16 protein-coding genes are annotated in these 15,763 nt (G+C 48.6%); 11 read left to right on the top strand and 5 right to left on the bottom strand.

Features of this window, described 5'->3' with window-relative positions:
- Nucleotides 1-35: 35 nt before the first annotated feature.
- Together ACKPBX_RS01850 and ACKPBX_RS01845 are read right to left on the bottom strand one after the other, a co-directional pair.
- Nucleotides 36-1,679, bottom strand: a complete 1,644-nt coding sequence (locus ACKPBX_RS01850; RefSeq protein WP_319995819.1) for an FMN-binding protein — start codon at nt 1,677-1,679, stop codon at nt 36-38.
- A 4-nt stretch (nt 1,680-1,683) separates the two neighbouring features.
- A complete protein-coding gene (locus tag ACKPBX_RS01845) occupies nt 1,684-2,643 on the bottom strand; it encodes an FAD:protein FMN transferase (protein WP_319995818.1) in 960 nt (319 codons plus the stop codon).
- 243 nt (nt 2,644-2,886) lie between these two features.
- Here ACKPBX_RS01845 and mgtA point away from each other — a divergent pair, with 243 nt between their 5' ends.
- Nucleotides 2,887-5,436, top strand: a complete 2,550-nt coding sequence (mgtA, locus tag ACKPBX_RS01840) for a magnesium-translocating P-type ATPase (protein WP_319995817.1) — start codon at nt 2,887-2,889, stop codon at nt 5,434-5,436.
- Nucleotides 5,437-5,529: 93 nt separating this feature from the next.
- On the opposite strand, the gene ACKPBX_RS01835 is transcribed toward mgtA, so the two are convergent.
- The gene (locus ACKPBX_RS01835; RefSeq protein WP_119092533.1) at nt 5,530-6,423 is read right to left on the bottom strand and encodes a LysR family transcriptional regulator; all 894 of its coding nucleotides are present in this window, start codon (nt 6,421-6,423) and stop codon (nt 5,530-5,532) included.
- A gap of 129 nt (nt 6,424-6,552) precedes the next feature.
- Between ACKPBX_RS01835 and ACKPBX_RS01830 the strand changes: the two genes are divergently transcribed.
- The 3 genes from ACKPBX_RS01830 (at nt 6,553) to ACKPBX_RS01820 (ending at nt 7,528) form a co-directional block, all read left to right on the top strand.
- A complete protein-coding gene (locus tag ACKPBX_RS01830) occupies nt 6,553-6,765 on the top strand; it encodes a MerR family transcriptional regulator (protein ID WP_200831698.1) in 213 nt (70 codons plus the stop codon).
- Nucleotides 6,766-6,790: 25 nt separating this feature from the next.
- Nucleotides 6,791-7,030 (top strand): SWEET family sugar transporter, encoded by a 240-nt coding sequence (locus ACKPBX_RS01825; protein WP_119092531.1) that lies wholly within the window; start codon nt 6,791-6,793, stop codon nt 7,028-7,030.
- A gap of 81 nt (nt 7,031-7,111) precedes the next feature.
- Entirely contained in the window at nt 7,112-7,528 is a 417-nt protein-coding gene (locus ACKPBX_RS01820) for an HD domain-containing protein (RefSeq protein WP_119092530.1), read from the top strand.
- 80 nt (nt 7,529-7,608) lie between these two features.
- Here the strand turns inward: ACKPBX_RS01820 and ACKPBX_RS01815 are convergent, their stop codons facing one another.
- A complete protein-coding gene (locus ACKPBX_RS01815; protein ID WP_119092529.1) occupies nt 7,609-8,487 on the bottom strand; it encodes a LysR family transcriptional regulator in 879 nt (292 codons plus the stop codon).
- A 318-nt stretch (nt 8,488-8,805) separates the two neighbouring features.
- Between ACKPBX_RS01815 and ACKPBX_RS01810 the strand changes: the two genes are divergently transcribed.
- Entirely contained in the window at nt 8,806-9,651 is an 846-nt protein-coding gene (locus ACKPBX_RS01810) for a dimethylarginine dimethylaminohydrolase family protein (protein WP_119092528.1), read from the top strand.
- Between the two features lie 11 nt (nt 9,652-9,662).
- Nucleotides 9,663-11,354, top strand: a complete 1,692-nt coding sequence (locus ACKPBX_RS01805; protein ID WP_119092527.1) for a peptidase M20 — start codon at nt 9,663-9,665, stop codon at nt 11,352-11,354.
- Nucleotides 11,355-11,383: 29 nt separating this feature from the next.
- Here the strand turns inward: ACKPBX_RS01805 and ACKPBX_RS01800 are convergent, their stop codons facing one another.
- Nucleotides 11,384-11,746 carry a YbaN family protein gene (locus ACKPBX_RS01800; protein WP_119092526.1) on the bottom strand — a complete coding sequence of 121 codons (363 nt, stop codon included), beginning with the start codon at nt 11,744-11,746 and terminating at the stop codon, nt 11,384-11,386.
- Nucleotides 11,747-11,915: 169 nt separating this feature from the next.
- On the opposite strand from ACKPBX_RS01800, the gene ACKPBX_RS01795 reads away from it, so the two are divergent.
- From ACKPBX_RS01795 to ACKPBX_RS01775, 5 genes are all read left to right on the top strand, one after another.
- Entirely contained in the window at nt 11,916-12,305 is a 390-nt protein-coding gene (locus tag ACKPBX_RS01795) for a hypothetical protein (protein ID WP_119092525.1), read from the top strand.
- A 176-nt stretch (nt 12,306-12,481) separates the two neighbouring features.
- Nucleotides 12,482-12,925, top strand: a complete 444-nt coding sequence (locus ACKPBX_RS01790) for a MarR family winged helix-turn-helix transcriptional regulator (protein WP_068561182.1) — start codon at nt 12,482-12,484, stop codon at nt 12,923-12,925.
- A gap of 150 nt (nt 12,926-13,075) precedes the next feature.
- Complete coding sequence (gene ybaK, locus ACKPBX_RS01785; RefSeq protein WP_119092591.1) at nt 13,076-13,579, top strand: Cys-tRNA(Pro) deacylase; 504 nt, start codon at nt 13,076-13,078, stop codon at nt 13,577-13,579.
- 39 nt (nt 13,580-13,618) lie between these two features.
- Nucleotides 13,619-15,007, top strand: a complete 1,389-nt coding sequence (locus ACKPBX_RS01780) for a bifunctional metallophosphatase/5'-nucleotidase (RefSeq protein WP_319995816.1) — start codon at nt 13,619-13,621, stop codon at nt 15,005-15,007.
- A gap of 9 nt (nt 15,008-15,016) precedes the next feature.
- On the top strand, nt 15,017-15,742 hold the full coding sequence (locus ACKPBX_RS01775) for a YutD family protein (RefSeq protein ID WP_319995815.1): 726 nt from the start codon (nt 15,017-15,019) through the stop codon (nt 15,740-15,742).
- Nucleotides 15,743-15,763: the final 21 nt, after the last annotated feature.

Here is a 15,763-nt window from a genome sequence, read left to right as displayed (position 1 = left end):
GTTTTTTTTGATCTCTCAAGCGATAATGCAGAAACTTAATGTCCGCCGTGTCCGCTTGGGAGCGAGCTGTTCGGATTTTCGAAAGCTAAACCCAGTGCATCGGAGACGGCTTCCATGATGCTGTTGCTGCTGAAGGTCGCGCCCGATACGGCATCGACTTCGACTGCTTGGGCGGTGATGATTTCTTCGATGACGGTGGTCCAAGCGCGGTAGAAAAATTGGTCATCGTCTTGTTTTGAGGTTTCTGTGATGTCGGTTATCAGTCCGTTCTGGACGGTCACTTCCACAATCGTTTCACCGCGAAAGCCGGTTCCGCTGCCTGTATATACGCCATCTGCATATTGCCCTGCAGAAACACTGCTTGATGCGCTCTCCTCTGAACTGGATGAAGCTGCTTCCTCGTTGGTATCAGCTTCAATTTTAGTTGAGTCGCTTGCTGTGGATGCGGTGGCTGTTTGTCCGGAAAGGGCATCGGCGACCGCATCCATGATCCCTACGCTGCTGTAGGTTGCGCCCGTAACGGCATCCACATCGGTACTTTGCGCTTCGATGATGTCGCCCGTGACCACGCTCCAACATCTCTCGAAGAATGAAGGGGTATCGTTGTTGGAAACGTCCTCGATGTCGGTTATCAGGCCATTTTCGACAGTGACCGAAACCGTGATCAGACCTTTGAACCCGCGCGCGCTGCCTTCGTAAGTGCCATCCTGATACTGGCCGGTGCTTGTTCCAGTGGAGGGCTGTGTGGCAGCTTCGGCAATCGTCGTTATCGTTTGAGCGGATTCGAAGTCCATCGCGCTGACCGTAATCGTCCCAAGATAATTCAGCCCGACGATGCTTGTCGCTGTAACGGCTCCCAGAGTCTTGCTGTTCAAATCCCTCCCCAAGAATTGCATGTTGCAGTTTTTCTTTGGGCAGCCTATCACGCATTGACCGCACTCGATGCATTCGCCGGAGCGGGATTTATCCGTTTTGTAAAGTGGGATGGACATGGGGCAGTTTTGCGTGCAAAGGTTGCAGTTGCGGCAATTCTCTCTTGGTTTCTTGATTGTCAGCATGCGCGGCAGGGATACCAGGCTGAGGATGGCGCCGGTCGGGCACAAGTAGCGGCAGAAGAACCGCGGCACGAAGAAGGAAGCAATCAAAATGCCGATCAACAGGATTGTCGCAATCAGGAAAGTGGTGAACAACAGATCCAGGTTTTCAAGGGAAACCAACACCCCGAACGCGTCCAAGGGATTGAGCCCTTGCGGAATGGCGACGATCTGGAGAACCCAAACGAAAATGATGGAGAATAGCAGGAGAATGTATTTGATTAGCTTCAGTTTGCTGTCTGTGGACTCCCCAAGTTGATGTTCCTTGATTTTCAGTCCGTTGCGGATGGAGGTAAGCAAGTCTCCTAGGCTGCCCATCGCGCAGATCCATCCGCAAAAGAAGCGACCGAACAGGAGGGTGAGGGGATAGACGGACAGGACGACAACGAGGTCGACGCTGTTCGCCTGCAAGGAAAAGCTGCCGGCGAGGAGTGCCACCACAAGGGCTTTTGTGCTCGAATAGATTTGGATGAAGAATCCGGGCAACAAGAGGAAGCAGACGAGCTGAACAATCCTCCTGACGAAGTTGATTTTTTTGAACTGGCGCATTTTTCTTTTCAGTTTATTTTTTCTTTTCGGATCCATGGTATCATACCTTCCTTTTCAGCATTTTGGTGAAGCCTTCCGTGGCAAAAATCTCCCGGTTCGTCAAGATAAACAGGGCGTGGCAACCCGTTTGAATAGCCAATTTGGAGCCTTCATCGGGTCCGAGCACGAACAGAGCTGTCGACAGGGCGTCCATATCGATGGAACGGTTGCCGACGACCGTCACACTCAACAAAGAAGAATCGGCCGGGCGGCAAGTCCGCGGATCCAAAATATGATGGTATCTTTTCCCATCGCGGATGAAGAAGCGCTCGTTCACTCCTGACGTGACCATCGTCTGATCGGTCAGACTCACAGTACCGATGAATTCACCGCGCTTCGCCAACGGATTCTGGACGCCAACCTGCCAACTTTCCCCATTTTGTTTTTCCCCAATCGTAGCGATGTTGCCGCCGAAATTGATCAGGGCGGAGCTGCAACCTTTCTGAACGAGGTGGTCTCTAGCCTTATCAGCGGCATATCCTTTCGCGATGCCGCCCAGGTCGATCTGCTGGCCGGCTTTCTGCAACATGGCTGTGCCGTTTTTTTGGTCCAGGACGAGTCCTTTGTAATCGACAAGTTCATTGAGCTGCTCGAGATCCTGGCTGTCAGGTACGTAATCTTCCTTCTTGCCGATCCCCCAAAGCGCGGTAGCAGGACGTATGGTGATGTCAAACGCTCCTTTGGAAAGATTCGAAAAATCTTGTGCTCTTTTTAACATAAAAAACGTTTCTTCATCGATTGCGACGGGGCGGATGCCTGCTTGCGCTGAAATTTCGGCAATCGCGCTCGTGGGCTGGAAGGCTGAAAATTTGGCTTCGATAGCTTCGCACAATGACCGGCATTCTTCCAACAGCGGCAGGCAATCCACCTCCGCCATGATCTGGTTATAGGTACCGAAAGCTTGAAACGAAATCTGCATGGAATCACCTATTCTTTTGTATTTTCTTTCGCATGCATTCATTGTATGCCTCAAAGAATTACTATTCCCCGAAAAAAAGACGTAAAGTTGCGGGAAAAATGTTGGAGGAAAAGCAGCTGATGACATTTTCAAGATGGAATCCGCTATTCCGCGCGGTTAAATTTTCTGTATGCAGCCGCGATTGCGTTATAATAGGGTCAACGGAAGCTGCTTGATGAAGAGTGCAGTTGGGCAACATTTCAGACAGCGAATGCGGTGTGACGGTTTGTGAAAGAAGGTCGTTTTATGCAAGAAAAAGTGAGAATCAACTATTGGAGTGTGACTCCGGAAGAGATGTTGGAAGCTGTTCATTCCAACGTAAACGGTCTGGCTGCTGAGGAAGCGGCAGTAAGGTTGAAGCAGCACGGTCGAAACACGCTAAGAAAACAGAAAAAAGATACGCAACTCAGGGCCTTCCTCAGCCAGTTCAAAAATCCGATCATCCTCATATTGATTGTTGCAACCGGAATATCGGCTGCAACAGGGGAGTGGATTGATGCGATGATCATCCTGGCCATCGTCTTGGCGAGCGCGACTCTCAGCTTTTATCAGGAATATACCGCGGGCAATGTCATAGCGGAACTCCGGGCGAAAGTGCAAGCAAAGTCCGTCGTCCTTCGCGATGGTAAGCCGATCGAGATTGCATCAAAAGAGGTAGTTCCGGGCGATATCATCAAACTTTCTACCGGCAGCCTCATTGTTGCGGACGGGTTGATTCTGGATAGCTCGAATTTATTCGTCAACCAGTCCATCCTCACCGGAGAATCCCAGCCATCAGAAAAGAAGCCGGACAAGGTCAGGGAAGACGCCAGTCTGGAGGAACGCACCAATTGTGTCTACACGGGCACGAGTGTACAGAGCGGAAACGCCACGATGTTAGTGGTGGAAACGGGAGCAAGCACCGAATTCGGGCAAATATCCGATAAGCTTTCTTTGCGCCCGCCGGAAACGGAATTTGAGCGCGGAGTAAGACGGTTCGGTTATTTATTGACTGAAATCATGCTCGTCCTTACCCTTGTCGTTTTCGCGATCAACGTTATCATGAACAGGCCAGCCATCGAAGCCCTACTTTTCTCGGTTGCACTTGCAGTTGGGATTACGCCGCAGCTTCTGCCGGCAATCATCAGCATTACGCTTTCGAAAGGATCCCGCATCATGGCGAAGGAAGGGGTTATCGTCCGCCGCCTGACCGCAATCGAAAATTTTGGCAGCATGGATATCCTTTGTACCGATAAAACCGGAACCTTGACGGAGGGGAGCATCCGGCTCGATGGCGCGGCTGATGTTTCTGGGCAGCCCTCCGATGAAGTGTTCAGGCTTGCGTACTTGAATGCAAGTCTTCAGACAGGTATGGCAAATACGCTGGATGAGGCAATCAGTGCATCCAAAGATGTGGATATCAGTGCCGTCAAAAAACAAGGGGAAATCCCTTTTGATTTCAACCGGGAACGACTGAGTGTCATTGTTCAGGAGGATGGACAGTGCATAATGATCGTGAAAGGGGCCTTGAACAGCATCCTCGCCATCTGCACGCGGGTTGAAATCGCTGGCGCCGAAAGCGCAATGGATGAACAGATCCGGTCCGGTATCCAACAACACTACGAAGAGTGGAGCGGTCAAGGAATCCGCATCATCGCAGTCGCCCAAAAAATGGTGCCCATGCAGGAAAAATATACAGTTGAAGACGAAAAGGAAATGGTACTGATGGGCTTTCTGCTCCTATTTGACCATCCGAAAGCGGATGTTTCGCAGACCATTTTAGACTTGGCGCGTAAAGGGGTCAGTCTGCGGATAATTACCGGGGACAATAAGTTGATCGCTTTGCACACTGCTGAGGCGGTAGGCCTGAAAGTCACGGGCGTACTGACCGGATCGGAACTGATGAAGCTGAGTGATGAAGCCTTGTGGGCTAAAATCGAAGCCACTACGGTATTCGCTGAAGTGGATCCCAACCAGAAGGAGCGGATTATCCTCGCCCTGAAAAAGAAAAATCATGTGGTTGGCTATATGGGCGATGGCATTAACGATGTGCCGGCGCTGCATGCGGCAGACGTCAGCCTATCAGTGGACAATGCCGTCGATGTGGCTAAGGAATCGGCTGATTTCGTATTGATGGAAAAAAATCTGGAAGTACTGAGCCGCGGTATTGTGATGGGAAGGACAACCTTTGCCAACACGCTCAAATACATCCAAGTCACTACCAGCGCCAATTTCGGCAATATGTTCAGCATGGCGGGGGCATCCTTATTCCTGCCGTTCCTGCCGCTGCTCCCCAAACAAATTCTCTTGATCAATTTTTTGAGCGATTTCCCTGCGATAACCATCGCCAATGATAGTGTGGACAAGGAAACAGTGGAAAAGCCGCTCAGATGGGATATCCATTTCATCCGTGATTTTATGTTTGTTTTTGGGCTGGTCAGTTCGGTTTTTGACTATCTGACGTTTGCCCTCCTGTTCATCGGTTTTGATGCCAAGCACGGATTATTCCAGAGCAGCTGGTTCACTTTTTCAGTGCTCACGGAATTGCTTGTGTTGTTGGTTATGCGTACGCATAAGCGGTTCTATATGAGCAAACCTGCCCCACTCTTGCTGTATTCATCGATTGTTGTGGGGATCATCACTTTGCTGATCCCATACCTGCCGTTCCATCAATACCTAGGCATTGAACCGATCCAGCCATTGCTGTTGCTGTCTTTGTTCCTTATCCTAGGCCTGTACGTGATCGTCACGGAAGTCGCAAAATATTATTTTTATAAAGCAAAGGCGCAGCCGGAAACCAAGAAAGTACGCAGATAAGCAGTGCGGCTTCCATAACAGTATCAAAATACCCGATGAAGCACGCCATCTGCGCGCAGCAATTCATCGGGTATTTTGAAACTTATATTTTTTTCATTGATTACTTTGGGATCTTGCCTCTTCCTGCACCAGTCCCAAGAAATAGTCCGAGGCTTTCGAAAATACCTGATATTTCTTCCATACGAAATGAAGCCCGACCTCAAGGCGTGGCTCCAGCGGGCGGAAGCGCAAATCGCTGCTCTCGCCGGTATGGATGATACCGTCCAAACACAGTGCATAATGACTGTTTTCTTCGACGAGCAGGGAGGCATTGTAGAGAAGATTATAGGTTGTGACGATGTTCAGGCTGCGCTCATTTCCGCCTAGCCAGCCTGCGAGTTCATTTTTGACAAGCATCTGGTTCGAGCAGATGACCGGCTTGCCCCTCAGATCCTTCGGTGTGATGCTTTCAAACTCAGCCAGCGAACTGTCTTTCCTCATCAGGACGCCCCAGATATCCTTGGTCGGCAACTTGATGAAGTCATACTTGGTCATGTTCGTCGGCTCCACAAGTACGCCGAAATCGAGCAACCCTTTGTCCAATCGGTCTGTGACATCCTCGGCATTGCCACTGAACAGATGGAATTTGAGCAGCGGGTGCTCCGTTTGGGCTCTGCTGATTGCGCGTGCAATGATCCGCATGCCTTCGGATTCGCCACCGCCTATATAGATGTCCCCGCTGAATTCAGTATCATCCGCGCGCATTTCCGACTCGGTTTTATCAACGAGTTGGATGATTTCCTCCGCCCTTTTTCTGAGCAGCATGCCGTCATCCGTCAAAGTGATCTTGCGGTTTCCTCTGATGAAAAGCTGCTTGCCGAGCTCTTCCTCCAATTCTTTCATCTGTCTGGATAGCGTCGGTTGCGTGATATGTAAAAATTCCGCCGCTCCCGAAATGCTCTGTTCCCTTGCGATCGTCAAAAAATACTGCAACACTCTGAGCTCCATCATACTCATCTCCTTCAGAATTATTTTAGCGCTTCTTGCCATGCCTTTCAAGTATGTCAGATTATCTGATATAGGTATTTGATGTTCCTGCTGATTCGCTGTATTCTATTGTCAAGAGGAGTGAAACGAGTGGACATAACTGAAGAAATGCTGATCACAAATCTTAAGGATGCAGGCTGCACGAATGAAACCATCGCTGCTTTCCTGGATTACCGGCAAACGAACGAACAGGCAAAACAGATGGAGTTGCTGAAAAAACACAGGCATATTTTATTGGATAAGATCCATGAGGACCAGAAGGCAATCGACTGTTTGGACTACTTACTTTATAAACTAAAATAATAATACAAATCAGGGGGAAAAGAATATGATTGGAACGATCGCAGGAATATTGACGACGTTGTCATTTGTACCGCAGGTTATCAAGGTTTTGCAGACAAAGGACACAAAGGCCATTTCGCTGGGGATGTACCTCATGTCAGTTATCGGTATCTTCTTATGGATGGTACATGGATACGTAATGGGGGACATGGCACTGTTAATCGCCAACCTAATCACTTTCTGCTTGGCTTTGGTCATTCTGGTTGCCAAATTGAAATATAAATAAGGCATTTGGATCAGTTGACGCTGATCCTTTTTTTGTTTTTCAATAAAGTCGATTATAATGTAAGGGAGAGGCGGTGCAATTATGTTGGAAGAATTGGCGTTTGAAATTGCGAAAGAGGCGCATGCCGGACAGACGGATAAAGCCGGGCTTGATTATATTCTGCATCCGTTGCAAGTGGCTGCGGAGATGACGACGGATGAAGAGAAGGCTGTCGCGCTGCTGCATGATATCATCGAGGATACGGATGTGACGGCAAATGAGTTGCTGGCGAAGGGTTTGCCGGACAATGTTGTCGAAGCTGTTAAAGCATTGACCAAAAAGCATAACCAAAATTATGCCGCATATTTGGCTGGTGTTAAAAAGAACCGGTTGGCCACTGCCGTAAAGCTGGCGGATCTGAAGCACAATTCGGATTTGAGCCGTCTGGAGAAGATCACCCAAAAGGACAGGGAACGGGCAGAGAAATACCGCAAGGCAATCGAATATTTATCGGAGTGAAAGAAAAATAAAAAATGGACCAGTAATCCCCTGGAAGGCGGATTTGCTGGTCCATTTTGCTTTATCAGGGGGCTTAATCGCTAAGCTTTGCTCGTTTCAGCGACAATCAACTTCAAACACTCTTCGATGCTGCGCAGCATCGGATTGTCCGTCCGGTAGATCACCCTCGTTTTGATTTTCAACGATTCGACAGGCGTTGACAAGATGGTGACGCGCCCAGCCAGGATATCTTCTTTGATGACGTCTTCCGACAGGATGGCGACACCGGCATCCTTCAACAAGGCTTGGCGGATCATCTCGAGACTGTTGAAGGTCATCCGATTCTGGTCGGAAAGGCGGTTTCTGTGCATGAACTCCTGAAGGAAGCTGCTGTAGGAGGATTCCGATTTGTAGAACAGCAAGGGCGGCTTCAGCTCGGGTTCCCGTTTCATGCGGCTGGCCAAAGCGGTTGAAGCGACCAAGCAGATGTTGTCTTCGCGGAGCAGCCTGTCGCGCACGCCGATTGTTGTGTAATTTGCGCTGAGGATGCCGAGGTCGTATTGCTTATCGCGCACGCCTGAAAATATCAGTTTGGCGTTCTCAGCGGTATTGATTTCGATTTCGATGTCAGGAAACCGCTCGTAGGCTTTCGCGAAAAATTCCGACAGGTTCATCTTCATATAATTTAGATCCCCTACGATTCGCAACCGCCGCTTTTTCTCGGAAAGATTCCGCATCGTATCCATTGCTTCTTCATAAAGGCTGAATATTTGGGAAGAATACTCGAACAAGGCTTCCCCGGCAGCTGTCAGAAACAGTTTCTTGCCTGCCCGGATGAACAGTTCCTGCTCCAGATCCGATTCCAACTTTTTGATTTGTTTGGTGATCGCCGGTTGGCTCAGTTCGAAATGTTGGGCGGTTTTGGAGAAGCTTAAATAAGTAGCGCAATAATGAAACGTCCGTAGATGTGATAAGCCCATCGCAATCCCTCCATGTCAGATTATTTACCGCCTATTATAACCAGTAGTTATGGAAAAAGGTTATGTATGTAAGAAAGTCGTGAATCCTGTCAGGAAATGTCACACATTCGGGAAAAGCCGCAACTATTCAAAAGTCATTTCCAATGCTTACAGGAATGGAAAGACATCGTTTTCAGCACTTTACACCAAGTGGTCGACCCTGAAAATGTTCCTTATACTTTGAATCAGATAAGAAATAAGCAAGGATTCGCTCTGAACGGAAAAAATAGATTGCCGTTCACCGGATCCGCAAATGCATCAAGTGAACGGAGGGAGCTTATGTTCGTCGCAAACGGAACAGGCAGGCTTAAGAAGGTTTTGCTGTCAAAACCCAATCATGTCCATCAGGCCGAACAAATCAATGAAATTTCAAAAAATTGGAACCTGCAGCATATAGATGAAGGGCGCGTCCAAAAGGAATTCCAAGATCTCCATGCGTTATATGAAAGCTTGGGCATTTCCGTAGAACTGATGGAAAAGGATGAAATCCTTCCGCATGCCGTGTTCGCCCGGGACTTTGGGGGCTGCGTGAACGAAGGCTACATACTCGGAAAATTCAAAAATGGGATCCGCTTGCCGGAAACAGCAGCCTACGAAGAGAAGATGGCCGAGTTGGGCGTTCCGCTATTGGGGGAAGTGTCAGGGACGGGCGTATTTGAGGGCGGGGACTTTGCCTTCCTGGATGAACGCACCGTCGCCATCGGAATGCTGGATCGGACGAATGCGGAGGGATTCGGCCAGATTACGGATATCCTGAAACCTTTGGGTTATGAGGTGCATTCCGTTGAGATGGATCCGCGCTATCTCCATTTGGATATGTGCTTCAACCTGGTTGCTCCCAAGGTGGCGATCGGCTATGCAGATTTGCCTGACACTTTCGTCGCGTTGTTGAAGAAAATGGAAATCGAATTGATCACCGACGACGAACCCGCTATTTTTCGACACGGCTACAATGTTCAGGCAATCGGCCGTGACGAAGTGATTTCCCTGGTTCAGAATCGGGGCATCAATGAAAAGATGCGCAAGAAAGGGCTAACTGTCCATGAAGTCGAGTTGACGGAGTTGCTGAAATTAGGGGGAGGCATCCATTGCATGACCTTTCCACTGAAAAGAGTAAACGCATAGGGGGAAACATTATGTACGAGAAAATCAAAAATCTGCCGCAACCGCAACAAATAGAAGCATTGGCAAAAGAGCTCGTCCAAATCCCGAGCGTAAACAGTTCCGCGCATGGCGAAGCGGACATCAGCAAAAGGGTGTTTGAAATCCTGTCGAGTTTCCCTTATTTTCAGGAGCACCCCAATCTGGTCTGGGAGACACCAATGGAAAATGATCCATTGCAGCGGAGAAATGTGTTCGCTTTTCTCCCCAAAGCTGATTCGAAGAAGATCGTCCTGCTGCATGCCCATATCGATACGGTCGGCGTCGAGGATTTCGGGAAGCAGAAAGCAGATGCTTTTTCGCCGGATCGTCTGTTGCGCTTTTTTGAGAATTACGAAGCGGATGCCGAGGTTCAAAGGGATGCATTGTCCGGGGAGTGGGCATTCGGGCGCGGCATGCTGGACATGAAGAGCGGGATGGCTGTGCATCTGGCGAACCTGCTGCATTATTCATTACATCCGGAACAACTCCCATTCAACCTGCTGTTGATGGGGAATCCCGTGGAGGAGAACGACCATACCGGCGTCATTGCTTCTTTGCCGGAGCTGCTGGTGTTCAAGCGGAAGGGTTACGAATTCGTCATCGCGGTCAACACTGATTTTGTTTCGCCCTTGTTCGAGGGGGACAGCACGCGCTATCTGTATACGGGTGCTGCCGGGAAAATCCTCCCTTGTTTTTACATCAAAGGCCGCGAAACGCATGTGGGCAGCACGTTGCAGGGCATCGATCCGACGCTGCTGTCCAGTGCCATCAATTTGGCGATCAACACGAACCCCGATTTGTGCGAGCTGATCGACGACGAAGAGGTCCTGCCGTCATCCGCTCTCCAGCAGCGGGACTGCAAAGACTTCTACAATGTCCAAACAGCGAAAGTGGCGCATCTGTATTTCAACACTTTCCTGTACGAACGCTCCGTTACGGAGGTGCTGACGGTATTGCGCGGTGCAGCCGAGGAAGCCGTCCGGGAAGTGACGGATAAATTGGACGCCCGACTTGCCGAATACCGTGCCAGAGTCGGCGTTCCGATCGGTACGATCGGGCATGAGGTGAAAGTCCTGCTTTTCGAAGAGTATTTGCGGGAGTGTTCGCAAAAGGGCGTCGATACGGCTGCGATAATCGCGGACACGTTAAATAAATACGGCAGCGAGGACAAACGCGCATTCGGCTTCCGCGTGATCGACGCGTTGGAACATGCGACAGGGGATGATAGCGCCAAAGTGATTTTGTTCCTAGCACCGCCGTTTTGTCCGCATAATGGCATCGAAACGAATTCTTCGGTCGACCGTGCCATTTCAGACGCGATGGAAAAAATCGGTGAAGAGCAAGGTCAGACATTCAAAAAACGGCGCTTTTTCCCGTTCCTTTCAGACAGCAGCTACCTGTCCATGAGCGAAACCAAAGAGGAAATCCTGACATTGATCCAAAATTTTCCGGGCATGGAAAGCATATACCCCTTGCCGACCGATGATATCCAGGAGCTTTCAATCCCTGCGGTTAATCTGGGAGTGTTTGGAAAAGGGGCGCACACATGGAAGGAAAGGATTTACAAGCCCTATTCCTATGAAGTTCTGCCCCAACTGATCCGGAAAGTCATTTCGAATCTATCACGAGAGGAGGACCATGCGGAAAGTGATAAACGATTATCCAGAAGTATTGGGAATCCGTGATCTGACGGTGGACAGTGATGTGATTGTGGTTATTTCCTGAACCGCAAATGCCAGGTCAACCCGATCAGGTGGGCCAAGTATACGATTATCAGTACGATGCGCAACAGTGCGCTGTCGGTCAGCGCAAAAGGGATCGCAAAGACAAAGAGCATCATCACGAACATCCGGACCATTCCTGGGTTCGTGATGTTCTTTTTCAATAACGGGCCCTCGATGTATTGCTTGTATTTTTCCGATTCGACGAATTGCTTATGCAATTTTTCCGAACTGTGGACCCAGAAGAAGCCGGTCAGCAGATAGAAGACAGTTGTAGGCAGGAACGGCAGGAACATCCCGACAGTCCCGAGACCGAACGTCAAGAAACCCATGCCGATGTATAGGTATTTTTTCAAATGGATAGTCTCCTTCAAATCTGGCAAAAACCAGATGATTATTGTTGCTTATAGTTAACAATATCCTCGTAATGAAGATTGTTTGTGATATACTATTCAGATAGTATAGTACATTTGGCGGAGCGTGTGTATTAGGGAAGTCCTGATTCATCACCGAGAAGGAGCTATTATGAAAAATACATCTCTTGTAATTTTGGGTTTACTGTTTGCCGTTTTTGGAATCAGTCTGTTTACGCCTTGGATCCTGCTCCCGAACTATGAGACGCTCGCGTTGGACCCGACATCCGGCTATCGGTTTTATTCACAAAATTATTTCGTGGTATTATTATGTGTCCTGAGTTTGCTTACGTATTTTATGCTATTAAGGTTCAGGCAAACCAATGTGCTGCTCTTATTGGTAGCGGAACTGATTTTTTTGGCAGGGATCATCCTGTCGCCGCTGATATCCAACGGTATGATATTCCTCGACGTTGTGCTCTACGGGTATTATGTTGCCGTAGCCATGTTGTTGACGTTGATCCTTTACCTGATTGTTTTGTATTTCGGGTGGAGTGAGTAGCTTTCATAGCAATTTACAAAACCGTACGGAACGACTTTGGATGTCCATCCGTGTGGTTTTTTTATTTTGGACCGATTGCTATTATTTCCATCATGCAAGCGTTTGTATATTTTGACAAACTTTTTCATTCGTGCTATTATTACTTCGAAATCGAAATAAAAAAGGGAGGTGTTACGATGTCTGCAACAGATCGCGATACTTTGAAGGCCCTTACTGTGTTATTTAAATCATCTCAACATGTACAGGACAAACTTAAGAAAGATATGATGAAGCAAGGTTTGAATTTTTCCGAATTCGCCGTGATGGAATTGTTGTATCATAAAGGGGAGCAACCGATCCAAAACATCGGAAAGAAAGTCTTGCTTGCCAGCAGCAGTTTGACGTACGTTGTCGATAAATTAGAGAGCAAAGGGCTGGTGCAACGCATCCCATGTGCAACTGACCGCCGCGTTATTTTTACAGCCATTACCGAAGAAGGACGCAAATTGATGGACCGCATTTTCCCATTGCATGCTGCGTATATCGCAGATATATTTTCTGTCCTTTCAGATAAAGAAGTAGAAACGTTCATCGACTTGGCCAAACGAGTAGGGCTCCATGCCGAAAACTTGGAGCACTGATCAGAATCCAGCGTCAAAATATCAGGGACTGTCGCAGCATTGAGCTGGGAAGTCCCTTTTTTTGCGCTTTTTTATGCAGGAACCATCACTTTTTCCGGATGCAATCCCTATACATATGGTAAAATAGGCAGTATCAGACAAAAAGGAAAGATGACAGTGAAAAATAAGAAAATAACCAAAACAAATGCGATGCGCATGTTGGATAAACAGAAGTGCTCCTATACAGTCCACGAATACGCTTGGTCGGAGGACCATCTCGATGCGCTGTCCGTCCTTGAAAAAATGAGTCAGGATGCCGGTGCGGTCTATAAAACCATTGTAGCGGTCGGCGATAAGACCGGCGTTGTCGTTGGGGTCATCCCGGCGCAGAACGAACTGGACCTGAAGGCTTTTGCGAAAGTCAGCGGCAATAAGCGGATTGAAATGCTGCCTTTGAAGGATCTGGAAGCAACCACTGGGTATATCCGGGGCGGCTGTTCGCCAATCGGGATGAAAAAAGCGTTCCCTACCTATTTGTCCCATCATATCCTTGATGAAAAGAGCGTGCTGGTGTCCGGCGGCAAACGCGGCACGCAGATCGAGCTCAGTCCCGCCGATCTGATGTCTGCAGTGCACGCTAAAATTGAAGAGATTACACAAGAGAAAGATGAATGAAGCACGTTCCTCTTTGTCAACGGAAAAGGAGAACGTATCATGAAAAAATTGCACATCTACCATATCAATGATCTGCATTCACATTTTGACAATTGGCCGAAGATCCGGCGTTTTTTGTTGGAGAAGAAGGCCTTTCATGAAAAGAACGGAGAAGAGGTTCTGCTCTTCGACATCGGCGATGCCTGCGACAGGGTGCATCCTTTGACGGAAGCCACCAACGGCAAGGCTAACATCGAATTGTTGAATCAGGTTCCGTTCGACGCAGTGACGATCGGCAACAATGAAGGGATCGGTAACGACAAACGCCAATTGGACGAACTCTATGATGATGCCGAATTTCCCGTCGTGCTGGCGAATCTCTATGATCCGGAAACGGATGCTTTGCCGACCTGGGCGCAGCCGTATCTGCTCAAGACCTTGTCCAGCGGCCTAAAGGTCGGGATCATCGGCTTGACGGCACCGCTCTATCTCAGCTATGTCCCGAACGGCTGGGACCCGAAGGAATCGGATGAAGTCCTGCCGAAAATTTTGTTGAAAGTAGCGCCGTCCGTCGATCTAATCATCCTTTTGTCGCACGTCGGCATCATCGAGGATATCCATATCGGCGAAATGTACCGTTCCATTCCGATCATCATCGGAGCGCATACGCATCATGTGCTGCCGGAAGGCAAACATGTGGAGGAGTCCCTGTTGCTGGGGGCGGGCAAGTTCGGACAATACATCGGGCATGTGACGGTCAGCTATGATTCCGACCGGATTTTGGATCGCAAAGCCGAATTGATCGAAGCCGGGGATCTTCCGGAAAAACCTGGAGATTTAGCGGAAGTCGAGGAACTGCAGCAACGCGGTGAAGAACTGTTGTCTGCCATCCTAGTTGCGGACAACCCGGCTTGCCTCAAAGCGGATGAAGGCCACACCAATGATTTGTTGCTGTTGGGATTGGACGCTGTGACTGAATATGCCGATACGCCATTCGGCATTCTGAACTCCGGACTGTTCCTGGAGGATTTGCCGGAAGGAATCATCACCAAAAACCATCTGCATCAAATCCTGCCGCATCCGATGCGTTTGCTGGAATGCACGCTGACGGGGCGGGATTTCAAAGTCATGATCGACGAAATGGAATCGCAGCGCGAAGAACTGATGACGAAGGAAATAACCGGCATGGGTTTCCGGGGAAGAATTTTCGGAGAGCTCTGCTACCGGGGGTTCGAAGTCGATCCGGTAACGAACCGCGTGACCGTGGATGGCCGAGAGCTTTCCGATGAGGAGGACATCACCTTTGTAACGGTGGACCATTTCCGCTACATCACTTATTTCCCCACAATCGAAAACGAAGGCCGCAGCCGTCTGTTGTTCCCGTATTTCTTAAGGGAGGTGTTCGGTCTGCATTTAGAGAAAAAATTTCCCATAATGAGAGAAAAGTGAGGTGCTATCGTGGATAAAAAGGAATTACTGGATGAATCATTGAAAACGCAAGTGGACTCCTTGCTGGAAAATATTGCGGATGATAGTGAATCGGAAACAAGCGACCGTAACGAAGAGGAAGAAATTGTAAAGTTATTGGACGACAAGCGTCTTTTGGTAGGTACCCAAGAATACGAATTGAGCATCGATTACCGTGAAGGCTTTGATGCTGAAGCGCTGGCTGGAAGATATACGTCGATTCTGAGCAAGTACGATTACATCGTCGGGGATTGGGGATATGAACAATTGCGCCTGAAAGGTTTTTACAGGAACAACAACAGCAAAGTCTCCCAAGATAAAAAAATCAGTTTCCTGGAGGATTATCTCTACGAATACTGCAATTTTGGCTGTGCCTATTTCGTTATCGAAAAAACGCGCGCCGAAAAAGAAAAAATCACAAAAACAAAGCGCAACCGTAAACGCAAAAACCGTGAAGCGAACAGAGATGAATTGCCTGCTGATGCAACTGTCCAACCAGCTGCCCAGACGACTCCGATTCCCACACAGGCTAAACCAAACAAAAATAAAGTAACGAAAAATGTCGAAAGACCGAAAAGCCAAGGGAAGAAAAAAGGATTCGTGATCAAAGACGTGAATACGAAGGACTCCCAGCCAAAGGACCAACCTAAAACGACAACAACTAGATCTGCTAAGGGCGAGAAGAAAAGTTTCCAAATCAAAAAGATAGAGCAATGATCAGGAGGAGAACATCATCAA

The sequence above is a fragment of the Trichococcus shcherbakoviae genome (assembly GCF_963666195.1).
Classification (GTDB): Bacteria; Bacillota; Bacilli; order Lactobacillales; family Aerococcaceae; genus Trichococcus; species Trichococcus shcherbakoviae.
Note: the sequence above shows the minus strand (reverse complement) of the source record. Positions and strands in the feature narration are given on the sequence as shown.

Coding starts and splice junctions, on each gene's coding strand:
- ACKPBX_RS01805 (WP_119092527.1), top strand. CDS start 9,663: ATGTACGAGAAAATCAAAAATCTGCCGCAACCGCAACAAATAGAAGCA.
- ACKPBX_RS01850 (WP_319995819.1), bottom strand. CDS start 1,679: ATGGATCCGAAAAGAAAAAATAAACTGAAAAGAAAAATGCGCCAGTTC.
- ACKPBX_RS01810 (WP_119092528.1), top strand. CDS start 8,806: ATGTTCGTCGCAAACGGAACAGGCAGGCTTAAGAAGGTTTTGCTGTCA.
- ACKPBX_RS01780 (WP_319995816.1), top strand. CDS start 13,619: ATGAAAAAATTGCACATCTACCATATCAATGATCTGCATTCACATTTT.
- ACKPBX_RS01825 (WP_119092531.1), top strand. CDS start 6,791: ATGATTGGAACGATCGCAGGAATATTGACGACGTTGTCATTTGTACCG.
- ACKPBX_RS01835 (WP_119092533.1), bottom strand. CDS start 6,423: ATGGAGCTCAGAGTGTTGCAGTATTTTTTGACGATCGCAAGGGAACAG.
- mgtA (WP_319995817.1), top strand. CDS start 2,887: ATGCAAGAAAAAGTGAGAATCAACTATTGGAGTGTGACTCCGGAAGAG.
- ACKPBX_RS01845 (WP_319995818.1), bottom strand. CDS start 2,643: ATGAATGCATGCGAAAGAAAATACAAAAGAATAGGTGATTCCATGCAG.
- ACKPBX_RS01815 (WP_119092529.1), bottom strand. CDS start 8,487: ATGGGCTTATCACATCTACGGACGTTTCATTATTGCGCTACTTATTTA.
- ACKPBX_RS01790 (WP_068561182.1), top strand. CDS start 12,482: ATGTCTGCAACAGATCGCGATACTTTGAAGGCCCTTACTGTGTTATTT.
- ACKPBX_RS01795 (WP_119092525.1), top strand. CDS start 11,916: ATGAAAAATACATCTCTTGTAATTTTGGGTTTACTGTTTGCCGTTTTT.
- ACKPBX_RS01820 (WP_119092530.1), top strand. CDS start 7,112: ATGTTGGAAGAATTGGCGTTTGAAATTGCGAAAGAGGCGCATGCCGGA.
- ybaK (WP_119092591.1), top strand. CDS start 13,076: ATGACAGTGAAAAATAAGAAAATAACCAAAACAAATGCGATGCGCATG.